Consider the following 12,469-nt stretch of genomic DNA (forward strand, 5'->3'; position numbering starts at 1 on the left):
AAATGAAGCTGCTTTGGATATAGGACGTATCCTTGAGTTTGGCATTGATAACTTTGGTCTGGATCAGGCAATTCATTACCACGATAGCTTGCAGGCCCGTTTGACAGAATTAGCGAGTTTTCCACTTCACTACCCGGCAGTGGAGCATATCCGCAAGGGATACCGTATGAGTGTGTACGGTTCTCACTCCATTTATTACCAAATTCAGGAAGATTATGTCCTGATTGTTCGGATTATGGGGAGACAGGATATCTCTGAAACATTTCAGGCGTAAGACGGCTATCAGTCTGCAGATCCACACCCACCACCTTTTCACGACACTGATGTCGCTCCTCTAAAAAAAAAAAGATAAAAAATAGTGTTAAAAAATAGGACACCCTTATATTTGACAAAGATAAAAAATAGGACACCCTTATATTTGACAAACAAGCTAGCTAGTCTAGTTTTTCCCTGTCGCTGATATTTAGTTCCGGCAGGAGAGATTATGACCCGTGCACGAAGTTCTTTGATCGACCCAGGTTCCACGCCTTATTATCACTGTATAGCTCGATGCGTACGCAGGGCGTATTTGTGTGGAGAGGATTATTTAACGGGCAAAAACTACGAGCATCGTCGGCAGTGGGTTGTAGATAAGCTGAGGGAACTGGTTTCAATCTTTTCTATAGAAGTCTGTGCCTATGCTGTTATGTCTAATCACTACCATGTGGTTTTGCATATCAATGAGAAACCTGCCAGAGAGTGGGCAAGAGATGAAATTTTGAGTCGATGGACAAGGCTTTTCACAGGGCCGCTTCTGGTTCAGAGGTATCTTGCTGCTGACCAGCTGAGTCACTCGGAACTGACTCGTGTGGACGAATTTGCTGAAGAATATCGAAATCGTTTAACGAATATCAGCTGGTTCATGCGTTGCCTGAACGAATATCTTGCCCGTGAGGCTAACCAGGAAGATGACTGCAAAGGTCGCTTCTGGGAAGGACGGTTTAAAAGTCAGGCGTTGTTGGATGAGGCAGCATTGTTAACCTGCATGGCCTATGTTGACCTGAATCCGCTCCGTGCCGAAATGTCGGAAACTCCAGAAGGATCAGACTACACGTCGATTCAGGAACGAATTGAAAATTTGGCAGGTTCTGATACCCGAAAGCAGGCAGTCACCCTTATGCCTTTTCGATCACAGGGGCAAAATCCGGCTAAGGCGTTGCCTTATATACTTCACGATTATCTTGAGCTGGTTGACTGGAGTGGGCGTGCAGTCCGATCTGATAAGAAAGGTTCAATCCCTTCAGATATCCCACCCATTCTGAGCCAACTGGAAATTGATTCAAATGAATGGCTCAAAACCATGAGATGGAATAACCGCTTCTATCGCGCAGTGGGCAGGCTGGAAGCCATGAAGACTTTTGCTCGGGAAATGGGGCAGAAATGGATACGGGGGTTGTTTACCTGTAGTCGTTTGTTTCATGGCGTAAGCTGATTGCCTGACTTTTCCGTTGTTAATTTGTTGCTCCTGTCATCTGGGGAGCTCTGCTGTTTCTGATTTTTCCCCTTTTTGAGTGATTCGCTTGTTGTTTGTTATGGTAAACGATTAATATCCTCATTTGAGAGGTTGTCAGGGCTTAATGGATTGCTGGGCTCACGGCTTTTGGGCAGTGTTTATTAGGGTTTATTTTATATGGATGTCCTATTTTTCCAATGACCCGTGCACGAAGTTCTTTGATCGACCCAGGTTCCACGCCTTATTATCACTGTATAGCTCGATGCGTACGCAGGGCGTATTTGTGTGGAGAGGATTATTTAACGGGCAAAAACTACGAGCATCGTCGGCAGTGGGTTGTAGATAAGCTGAGGGAACTGGTTTCAATCTTTTCTATAGAAGTCTGTGCCTATGCTGTTATGTCTAATCACTACCATGTGGTTTTGCATATCAATGAGAAACCTGCCAGAGAGTGGGCAAGAGATGAAATTTTGAGTCGATGGACAAGGCTTTTCACAGGGCCGCTTCTGGTTCAGAGGTATCTTGCTGCTGACCAGCTGAGTCACTCGGAACTGACTCGTGTGGACGAATTTGCTGAAGAATATCGAAATCGTTTAACGAATATCAGCTGGTTCATGCGTTGCCTGAACGAATATCTTGCCCGTGAGGCTAACCAGGAAGATGACTGCAAAGGTCGCTTCTGGGAAGGACGGTTTAAAAGTCAGGCGTTGTTGGATGAGGCAGCATTGTTAACCTGCATGGCCTATGTTGACCTGAATCCGCTCCGTGCCGAAATGTCGGAAACTCCAGAAGGATCAGACTACACGTCGATTCAGGAACGAATTGAAAATTTGGCAGGTTCTGATACCCGAAAGCAGCCAGTCACCCTTATGCCTTTTCGATCACAGGGGCAAAATTCGGCTAAGGCGTTGCCTTATATACTTCACGATTATCTTGAGCTGGTTGACTGGAGTGGGCGTGCAGTCCGATCTGATAAGAAAGGTTCAATCCCTTCAGATATCCCACCCATTCTGAGCCAACTGGAAATTGATTCAAATGAATGGCTCAAAACCATGAGATGGAATAACCGCTTCTATCGCGCAGTGGGCAGGCTGGAAGCCATGAAGACTTTTGCTCGGGAAATGGGGCGGCAATGGGTACAGGGGTTGTTTACCTGTAGTCGTTTATTTCATGGCGTAAGCTGATTGCCCGACTTTTCCGTTGTTATTTGTTGCTCCTGTCATCTGGGGAGTTCTGCTATTTCTTACTTTTCCTCTTTTTGAGTGATTCGCTTGTTGTTTGTTTTGATAAACAATTAATATCCTCATTTGAGTGGCTTTCAGAGCTTAATGGACTGCTGGGCTCGCGGCTTTTGTTTTCTCTATTTTTCCATGATTTTTCTATTTCTCTATTATATGGATGTCCTATTTTTAATTGTAAATTTATGGAAGTGCTTTCTGTTGTTAGTGTTTACAGTTTTACTATCTGTTGCTAACGAAAGATTTAGTAAGCCAGATATGTCATTTGTCACTGATGACTATAGACAGTACTACCGTGATATAGAAAAAAAAGATTCTCTTACAGAAGAGGAATTTCAAAAACTTACAGATAGGTCTAACGCTTTTATCGAAGAGTTGAATAAAAAAGAGTCAGTAAATAAAGTTGTTGGCCAAACAGTATTTGTAAAGCTGTTAATTATTCCAATTTCTGCATTATTGTTCTTTTTTGCTCCTTTAGTCCTTAAACTAAGAGGGAGGGGGAGCTTACTTTTTGCAACCATCCATATAGTGGTTATTGTGAGCCTACTAGTGAATATTTTTGAGGCAGTGCTCTATCTAGCCGCTTTCTTGATGGGTAGTAGATTTCAGAATAGAAGGGCTAATGATGGGTTATGATTATTTCTGGTTCTTGAGAAAATAAAAAGGTGGCGGGGCACTATCAGAAAAATATGCTGAAGGTTCCCCGCCCACCGCCAGTGAACAAGTTAGCATTACGCGCTCGTAGCTCAGCTGGATAGAGTACCTGGCTACGAACCAGGCGGTCGTGGGTTCGAATCCTACTGAGCACGCCATCTTCAGAAAGCCCTATTTTTATAGGGCTTTTTGTGGTTCATGGAGTGATTTTTACGGCTCCTTGCCTGTTTGAAAATAATCCAAAGACCTACTCTGTCAACTTTCACCTTCCACGGGTTCTGACCAGGCCTGTTGCATCATTTTTACCTTAATCATCCCATCAGAATAGATATCGCTTTCCACGGGAGCTTTACTTTTTAATTGCTCACTGACTTTGTTGAGAATATTGTCGCTCAAAGCATTCAAGTCATCACGATAGGAAGCTGTCAGGGTTTTAAATGCATTTTTCAGATGGATATCATTTCCAGATAAATCCGGAGCGTATAAAACGATTCTAACCAGTGCTGAAGCGATCAGGTCAGCCGCTTTGTCTGTTTCTTTGTCAGCCATTAAAAAACGGGCTTCTGAAAAACAATGAATGACAGATGTAATAATTTGTACGAGCTGGGTGCGGGCATCCAGCTCTGGTTTTCCAAAGTAGAATTTTTGACGTCGATAAGACTGCGTTAACTCTTCATTGGCAGAATCTGCTGCCATTTGCTCATCCTCGCTATGGGATGCCGCAACATTCAACATGGCCTTGCGGGAATGGGCATAAATTCTTTTTCTGAGAGGATCTGTTGTTCCGAATTCAAAAACATTGGCCAAAAAGTTAGCTATAGACCGCGAAACCAGATCCATGCTGTGGAAATAAGCTTTAATGGACGCCTGCACTACAAAGCCTGCTATACCAAGCATATATTCACCATAAACTGCCCAGGAATCCAGGACATCCTGAGCATATTCTGTATCTTCCTGATCACATTTAATACCCCAGTTATTTAATATATCCAGATAACTATCCTTAATGGCTTTGTCACCATAGTTTGAATCCAGCTCGGCAAGATGAAGTAAAACCTGTCTTGCATAAAGGGGCATCAGATTTTTTTGTTGTAACATGTTCAGAGCATTGCCCAATCGTGCGTTGGCCAGGGCAGAGATGACCTTACTGCTGGTTTTAAATTCCGGATGATAATATCTGAGAGCGTAAGCAGAGTATGCGACAACTCTGGCTGAGTCAGTGTAATTTTTCTCCTGATCCGTCAAGAGGGTGTTCGCCAGTAACCAGCATTTTACCAGCATGGCTTCCATCGTCATCTTATAGGAGCGACTGGTTTGGGCTTCAATACTGAGTTTCCGGTGTACAACATTCACCTTGGCAGCAAGCTCGCTCTGAATCTCCTGATCTTCCGGGTCAAGAATGCCGGTTGTGCTGCCTATCCCGTTTTTAACGACAGTTTGCAGATGCACAATGGCAGGTTCACCCACTGAACGAAGTCCGAACTCTATCATTGAGAACAGGAAATAATAACTAACCAGTCGCCAGAAATGTTTTTGCCCGGTTTTCTTTGGATCAACTTTATCAATGGTTAAAGGTTTGATTAGCCCCATTATCATTGAGTACCCGAGAGCGGCACCATGTATTGTTGCGGTAGTCACGGTCTCTCTGCTGGGCAAATATTGGTAATAAAATGGAGATTCTTCTTCGGGTTCAGTCAATCCCTCGGGTAGACACTCTTCTGCAGGGCAAATGTCAGTCTGGTTGTTGGTTGCCACTGAATGGGATGTAACAGGTTTTGCGCCATCCAAAGAAATCTTTGCCCAGCTTTCGCTGAGTTCCTTGTACCCTTCACAATCAGAACAGGCAGGGTCGAGAGTTATAACCTGTTTATAGATCTTGTTAACCTCTGATACCGATTTAATGGGCTGGTAAGCTATCAAAAGGCTTCTCATAAGTGTGTCCTGGGCGTTGACTTCAACGATCTCCCGATAATTCTGCACCAGGGCACCGGCTAAAATAGGGGCTTTTTCAGAGGGGGTTCTGTAGGCATCCGCAAAGTGAATAATCAGTAACTCCATTGCCCTTTGACTATTTGATCGGGCGAAATTGGGTTGCTCAGCCAGAATCATCCCCGCTTTTTTTTGCAGGGTACTGAAATACTGGTTGCTATAATCGGCGATGCCGGATGTTCTGTTGACCGATGAGCCGGTATTAATAGCACCCCAGTTTTCAAGGGAGCGCCTTGATTGGGAAGCAAAGCGTTCCATATTTTCTTTTGTGGTTGACAGCCCGACTATTTTGGAAAAATGTTTAGTTATCACCTGAATAGCGATATGTTTTTTATCAGCGAAATAAAGGAAAGTTCCGGGTACAGAAACCCCTAAAATAAAAATACTTGTTCTGATTTGATCCTTCGAAACACTTTTTAGCAATGACTTAATAAGCCCTGTTTCCTCAAGGTTAGAATGAGAGGCAAGCACTTTTAACTCATCTATCGCATCGTTTTCATATTGAAGGCAATCAATACTCCCAACTTTCCACTGATTCAGCATATCGCAATACCTGAGACCCATAGTGGCCGAATGTTCCATCAGTGGATCCATAACCTTCAGGTAGTGCGTTACTCGAGATCTGAAGCCAGGATGCTGACGCCAGTCAATCGCCCGGCTGAAGCTGGCGTAAACACTGTCGAAAACATCAAGGGCTGTCGCCTCCGGATGAAGGTAAACCATAGATAGAGCACTAAATGCCATCAATGCTGCAGCGTGATCTTCATCGCCTCTGGACATAGCCAGGCTCGCAGAAGAAGACACTGTATCAATAATGTCGAGTAGCCGGAAATAGGTTTTTCTGGCCTTTTGCGCATGAAGGCTCAATATTGAAAATGTTGATAGTGAGCGGTAGAGCAAATCAGATTGCAGTTCGTCTGTCTTTTTAGTTATATGACTGTCCGATAAAGCTTTATAGCTGATACTTTCGAGGCGGGCACTGATATTATCAGTGAGGTGTTGGCTCATAGCTCTTTGTACATTATTGCTGTGAATCTTTAGTAGCTTATAGAGAAAGTTATAGCCTTTAGAATCCAGATACTTATCAAGAGAAGTGATCGCTACCTCTGAGCCAAGGGGGACCAGCCCCCAGGCGACACCTGTCTTTAAATGATCTGTTATGTAAAATTGATGATTGTCATCATCCTGCTTCTCTGTGCCTAAAGCAGATTGACCAAACAGCACGAACGTGATGATCAAGTTCACCGTGATTTTGTTCATTAGTCACCTGATAGGTTGAAAAAACCAGTTTTAACCATTGGCTGTTGATATTCATAGTAACGTGACTGCCCCCCTACCCTCTCGAAAGTGTTGCGTAAGTTCTGGTTCCCATGCTTTCAAGCCCTGTGGGTTCCATCGGGGAAGCCCATACCTTCACTGAAAGGAATAAAAAATGCGTTCCCACAGAGATCATATTAATGAGTTTTCGAACTTTTGCGAAAACCTCAATTGAGCGAGGGTTTACGGCACTTTTGCAATAACTATAGTTAGAAAAAAGTTGTCGTATTTAACCTTTTCGTCTAGATAAAGTGAGTTTGTCTCAGAATTCACCAGTCACAAGGCGATAAAATGTCAGATAATACTGAATTCAGTAAATGGAGAGCGAGGCTTTGGCCCGTCTACGTTTATGAGCTTAAAAAGCTACTTCCGATGATCCTGATGTTCTACCTGATACTCTTTAACTACACCATATTGCGAGACACGAAAGACACTCTGGTAGTTACTGGTGCTGGTTCAGGAGCGGAGATAATACCTTTTTTAAAATTATGGGTGAATGTACCTTTTGCAATAATATTCACAGTTACATACGCAAAGCTGAGTAATATATTTGAGAGGAGAACTTTATTTTATTTAGTTATATCCAGCTTTCTGTTGTTTTTCTGTTTTTTTTCTCTGGTTCTTTATCCCGCTCGGGATATGCTTCATCCAACAGAGTTTGCAGATTACTTGCAGAGTATTTTGCCGCCCGGATTTATGGGATTGATCGCTGTTATGCGTAACTGGACGTTTTCTCTTTTCTACGTCATGTCTGAGCTTTGGGGAAGTGTCTGCCTCTCTCTGATGTTCTGGGGCTTTGCCAACCATATTACCCGAGTCTCAGAATCCAAACGATTTTATGCGCTTTTCGGCATGATGGGTAATTTGGCATTACCAACGGCAGGACTGTTTGTCTACTTTGCTTCACAGACTCGTGAAAACCTTGCTGAAGGTGTTGACCCCTGGGGTTACTCCCTGAATTTAATGACGGGTGTCCTTACTATTGGTGGCATTTTGATTATGGCGACTTACTGGTGGATCAACCGGTATGTGATGACAGATCCAAGGCTTTATAAACCTGATGAGATAGCAAGCTCCAATAAGGAAAAATTATCCTTATCCCTGAAAGAAAGTTTTATGCATATTATCAATTCAAAATATCTGCTTTGTATTGCCCTTTTGGTTATTGGATATGGTGTCTGTATCAATATTGTTGAAGTCACCTGGAAAAACCAGCTACGCATGCAATATCCAAACCCCCATGAATACAATCAGTTCATGGGATTATTTTCCACCTGCACAGGCATTGTGACTATTTCCATGATGCTGTTTTTTACTAACAATGTTATCCGTCGCTTTGGCTGGACAATAGCTGCACTTTGCACTCCGGTGGTTTTATTAATTACCGGAACTTTGTTTTTTTGTTTTGTTTTATTCAGGGATATCGTACCCGATATTTTATTTCTGGCGCTGGGCACCACTCCATTGATGCTAACCGTCATATTGGGGGGTGTACAAAATATCATGAGTAAATCGACCAAGTACTCCTTGTTCGATCCCACCAAGGAAATGAGCTACATCCCACTTGACCCTGAAGAGAAAGTGAAAGGTAAGGCGGCAGTTGATGTTATTGGCAATCCGACCGGTAAATCAACAGGCTCAGTCATACAGCAAATATTAATAATTTATTTGGGTTCACTGGCGGCTATTGCTCCTTACGTAGCTGTTATCGTTCTGCTTTTTTTTGCTATATGGATTGCCGCAGCCCGCTCATTAGGGCGCCAATTTAATGAACTCTCGAGGGCGAAGAAAAAGCCGCCTGAGGCGCAATCTCAGGAAGCTGCCCCCAGCTCGCAAGCACCTTTGGGCAAAAAACTGGGTCCGGCTGATTACTGAGGCATCTTTCAGAGTGCCTTAGCACCTGACCAATCTTGGCGAAGGTGAAATTGATCCTGGTCGGTCAGTCCGTATTGCCATTAAGCAGGTATGACCGTAATCAAAATGTCAAAAGGTAGCTATTGTGCAATCCACAGTGGCTACATAGCAGGTTTTTATATGCACTTAAAATCAGGTTTGCAGCCATTAATGCTTTTTGCTTCAGGATTTTGGAATACTGCAGTTTTATCGGGTGAATCATTATCAGATAACTCGCGCTTTATTAATAATACGACACTGGGCGGAAAGCTTCGGACTGTCTATTACGATGTACACAACACGGTAAAAGACTCGACATCAGGAGCCTGGACGGGAGGCTTATCGCTTGATTTGCGTTCCGGTTTGGGTGAAATGGTAGGAATAGGAGCCAGTTTGTATAGCGCGGTCAAGTTGTACATGCCCGAAGAGAATACTAATTCATATCAATTGTTGAATAATGCTAACGAAGGCTTCAGTAAGCTGGGGCAAGCTTATGTCGAACTAAAATTACCGTCAACGTTCGAAAACCGATCACTCAGCTTTAAGGCGGGACGACAGAATTTACGTACCGGACTGATTTCCGGCTCCAGCTCAAGAACCGTTCCCAGCAACTGGAATGGGTATAATCTCAAAGGCACGATTGAAAACCTGGAAATCGGTTTTGCTCTGGTTGATCAAATGTCACTTAGAAATCAGGCAGGTTTTCATAGTCTGATGAACTTTTCCGGTGAAAAAATTGATTACATCATAGGTGCTGAAGCGATCTATACACTTCAGTTTTCCAAAGAGCGTGAATTGCAGCTTAAATATCGCAATGCTTTTGCCAAAGAATTTTTAAAGGCACACAATGGCGATATCTTGTTTACCACATACACAGGACAGAATCTCAAAATTAACCTGGGGGGTAGTTATTATCAAACCCAAAAAAGTGGTCGTCTCTGGCAGGGTGCAGGCTGGGGTGGCTCGCCATTATTTGACGATAAAGCCAGTGTTATCAACCTTCACGGGGGCTTGGCTGCTGGTGCATGGCATTTTCGTGCAGGAGTCAGTCATTTTAAGGCACCATCCAGCGTAAAAGCTTCAGGCAATGCTTACACTCCACCCGGTGCTTATTATTATGATTTCGGAGCAAACACCCATGGGTACTGGGATATTAACACTTCAGGTTCTGCAGAAGATATGTTGTATGACGGTGAAACCGCATGGATGATGGGTGTTACTTATCATTTTTCAGAATCCTGGCTCAAAGGGCTGAAAGCAGGTTATTCATTTCATTATGGCTCCGGCATGAAGGTCATCACCCCCGGCGGCCAAAAAATAGCTGTCGCAGAACAGGAACACGACATTCATCTGGTTTATGCCTTTCCGAAGACTGTATTGGAAGGGTTGAAATTTAAACTGAAATACGGTCTTTATCGAGATGATAAGGCATTACGAAAAGCCATTCACAAAGAAGAAAACGATCTGCGTGTCTGGCTTGATTATGATTTCCGGATTTTCTGATTTCAGCCGGAGGTGCTGTCGCCTTATGGAGACTTAATGGCTGCATAAAAGAACCGACAACGTTCCATTTCAGCCTGATATTTTCTTTTAAAGGATGGACTAAGGGCTGACAGCCTTTTCCAGCTCGCTGAAACCATTACTCTGGGATCAACAACCCGGCAACGAAGATTTTCAAAGGTTGTGCTAGCCTCATTTGCATCAGTCGTCTCATAAACCCGGTACCAGGCTGATTTTATTTTTTCGACAAGAGCGGCAACCTTTGTATCTTCGCTGCTTAGCATGGACTGCCATACTTCTCTATCTCCCATCTGGTATTTGATATCTTCCAAAGTCAATTCATTTATAGATATCATGCGTCTGATTGCCTCTGTCGTCCATTGGTAAAGTGTCCGTCCCCAGGCGGTGACAAATATATTCTTGTTGAGCTCCAGGCTGGCATCTGCAAGTAACTGGGCTGAATCCTGACTGCTAAAATACCAGTGGTTAGTTAACGGATCATGGCGAAGGGACTTTATGATCTGATCGACCTGTTCCCGGGTTAAAGTCTTCCTTCTGACTGAGCCTTGTAATATGTAATCCAGCCGATCTGCGCATATATCCGGCAGCTCTCTTTCAAGCATTGTGAATTGAATATTTTCAGGGGCTACGTCGTCAGGCGTTAGACCATGATTTTTCAATATCAGGGCAACCCCGTGCTTTTCTAAAAAACCTCTGAATAGCGAATCATGGTAATCAGGATTCCCTGCAGAGCTTGTAGTAAAAAGGTAATCTGAGACATGACTGAATGTAGTGTGAGATATATCGTGGAGCAACCCGCTGACCTGCTCCTCAAAGGGAGCCCCGAAATAATTCAGAAGATAAAGTACCCCAAGGGAATGGTCATAACGGGTATAAGATTCATTGTTATGCCCCTGAGAGTCAACCAGCTGAATAATTCCATACTGGTTAATGTTCTTCAGTCGTTTAACAGGTTGACTGTTCAACAGTTCTGACAATAAAGGAAACTGGGCACGATTAAACTCCAACAGGCCATAATAGGTTTCTATCTGCTCATGGTCGTTGCTATTGGCTTTGGTCAGGAATCCCAAAACACATAAATGAGCTAAAAGCAGGTACCACGAGAAGCGTCGGAACTGCTGGTGGCCGGACTCAGACAGGGTATGACAGGTTATCATTTGATGCACCTTAAAACACTGGTAAACCAAAGTTAGCTCTAAAGCGGTGTTTGCCAGTATAGTCGCCAGTTCTGCCCTTTTTATCTAAACTGGCTGTTAGTTAAAGAGAGTGTGCAAGTAATCCAGGGGAGCGTAAAATTTCTTCCATAGATTCCATTCCGACTCCATGAGATTTTCTTCAAGTGAGATACAATAAACTGCATTGTTTGAAACGCCATTGATCAAAGCAAGAGCCAATGCAGAAGCGAGGATAATGTCGAGGTTTTTCAATAAATGTTTTGAGTCCAGTTGTGAGCTACCGTTGTAGACTCTTCGTTTATTGTGATTATTGATCCAGTCCGGCTTTCATCGTCTTTAACGGAATTGCAGTCGTATTTGCGACCTTCTACCTGTATTACGGTTTGAGTAGAGCGCGTGATTTGTGCGACAATGCTCTTGCCAATGAGATTAAACAAGAATTATACGAGAATGGACTTCAAGCATGGCAGCATTACTTTTCTATAAAGACCCTGCACCACTCAATCGTGATCTTCACAAGGCACTGAGATACCAATCTTCCGGAGATTATTCATTTACCGATAGTGTAAATTCTGTACCTCTGACGGGTATTGAGTTTTTTGAAGCCAGTCGAGATATGCCTGTGCTTTTCAGCAAAGATGATGAAGGACGTTTTTTTCCTCTGGCGCTGCTTTCACTGATGGATGCCGGCCATAAACAACTGGATGGCGAAGGACGCTGGGAAGACAGTTATGTTCCAGCCTTTGTCAGACGCTATCCTTTTGCTCTCACCGATGAGGGAACGGTTTGTTTTGACAAGGAATCTGCTCAAATTGGTGGTGAAGAGGGTGCGGCACTCTTTAATGACGAAGGTGAAAACTCCGAAACCCTGAACAACATCATCCAGTTTTTGAACAACTACGACCAGCAGTACAAAAACACTCGCGCCTATTGTGATGAATGCAGTGAGCTGGAGCTGTTCTCACCTTTTAATCTTCAGGTCATGGCCGATAAGGATAATCCCCTGAGGCTGGAAGGGCTGTATGTCATCGATGAGAAAAAGCTGGCCGGGTTGCAGGAAGAAAAAATAAACGACTGGTTCAAGGCTGGCTGGCTGGCCTGGAGCTATGCGCACCTGCACTCTCTGGGAGCGCTCAAGCGGTTGCTGAAAAAACAACAGTAAAACTGCAGTCATTGAGAGTTAAAACAGA

9 protein-coding genes and 1 tRNA gene are annotated in these 12,469 nt (G+C 43.6%); 8 read left to right on the forward strand and 2 right to left on the reverse strand.

The window, feature by feature from the left end; translation table 11 throughout:
- Window positions 1–13: 13 nt before the first annotated feature.
- From ACO6V5_RS22765 to ACO6V5_RS22785, 5 genes are all read left to right on the forward strand, one after another.
- Window positions 14–274: a type II toxin-antitoxin system RelE/ParE family toxin gene (locus ACO6V5_RS22765; RefSeq protein ID WP_422138991.1), complete on the forward strand. Its 261-nt coding sequence runs from the start codon at window positions 14–16 to the stop codon at window positions 272–274.
- Window positions 275–484: 210 nt separating this feature from the next.
- The gene (locus tag ACO6V5_RS22770; RefSeq protein WP_422442605.1) at window positions 485–1,471 is read left to right on the forward strand and encodes a transposase; all 987 of its coding nucleotides are present in this window, start codon (window positions 485–487) and stop codon (window positions 1,469–1,471) included.
- A 302-nt stretch (window positions 1,472–1,773) separates the two neighbouring features.
- Window positions 1,774–2,676, forward strand: a complete 903-nt coding sequence (locus tag ACO6V5_RS22775; protein WP_422442603.1) for a transposase — start codon at window positions 1,774–1,776, stop codon at window positions 2,674–2,676.
- 255 nt (window positions 2,677–2,931) lie between these two features.
- Entirely contained in the window at window positions 2,932–3,366 is a 435-nt protein-coding gene (locus tag ACO6V5_RS22780) for a hypothetical protein (protein WP_422138987.1), read from the forward strand.
- A gap of 99 nt (window positions 3,367–3,465) precedes the next feature.
- Window positions 3,466–3,542, forward strand: a tRNA-Arg gene (locus ACO6V5_RS22785).
- 97 nt (window positions 3,543–3,639) lie between these two features.
- Here ACO6V5_RS22785 and ACO6V5_RS22790 read toward each other — a convergent pair.
- A complete protein-coding gene (locus ACO6V5_RS22790) occupies window positions 3,640–6,633 on the reverse strand; it encodes a hypothetical protein (protein ID WP_422135464.1) in 2,994 nt (997 codons plus the stop codon).
- A 348-nt stretch (window positions 6,634–6,981) separates the two neighbouring features.
- Here ACO6V5_RS22790 and ACO6V5_RS22795 point away from each other — a divergent pair, with 348 nt between their 5' ends.
- Together ACO6V5_RS22795 and ACO6V5_RS22800 are read left to right on the forward strand one after the other, a co-directional pair.
- Complete coding sequence (locus ACO6V5_RS22795; protein WP_422135463.1) at window positions 6,982–8,565, forward strand: NTP/NDP exchange transporter; 1,584 nt, start codon at window positions 6,982–6,984, stop codon at window positions 8,563–8,565.
- Window positions 8,566–8,724: 159 nt separating this feature from the next.
- Window positions 8,725–10,086 carry an OprD family outer membrane porin gene (locus tag ACO6V5_RS22800; RefSeq protein WP_422410676.1) on the forward strand — a complete coding sequence of 454 codons (1,362 nt, stop codon included), beginning with the start codon at window positions 8,725–8,727 and terminating at the stop codon, window positions 10,084–10,086.
- A 23-nt stretch (window positions 10,087–10,109) separates the two neighbouring features.
- Here the strand turns inward: ACO6V5_RS22800 and ACO6V5_RS22805 are convergent, their stop codons facing one another.
- A complete protein-coding gene (locus ACO6V5_RS22805; protein ID WP_422135461.1) occupies window positions 10,110–11,261 on the reverse strand; it encodes an HD domain-containing protein in 1,152 nt (383 codons plus the stop codon).
- 481 nt (window positions 11,262–11,742) lie between these two features.
- On the opposite strand from ACO6V5_RS22805, the gene ACO6V5_RS22810 reads away from it, so the two are divergent.
- Window positions 11,743–12,441, forward strand: a complete 699-nt coding sequence (locus ACO6V5_RS22810) for a SapC family protein (protein WP_422410673.1) — start codon at window positions 11,743–11,745, stop codon at window positions 12,439–12,441.
- Window positions 12,442–12,469 lie beyond the last annotated feature (28 nt).

Origin of the sequence: Endozoicomonas sp. ALD068 (genome assembly GCF_049310145.1) — a bacterium.
Taxonomy (GTDB): Bacteria; Pseudomonadota; Gammaproteobacteria; order Pseudomonadales; family Endozoicomonadaceae; genus Endozoicomonas_A.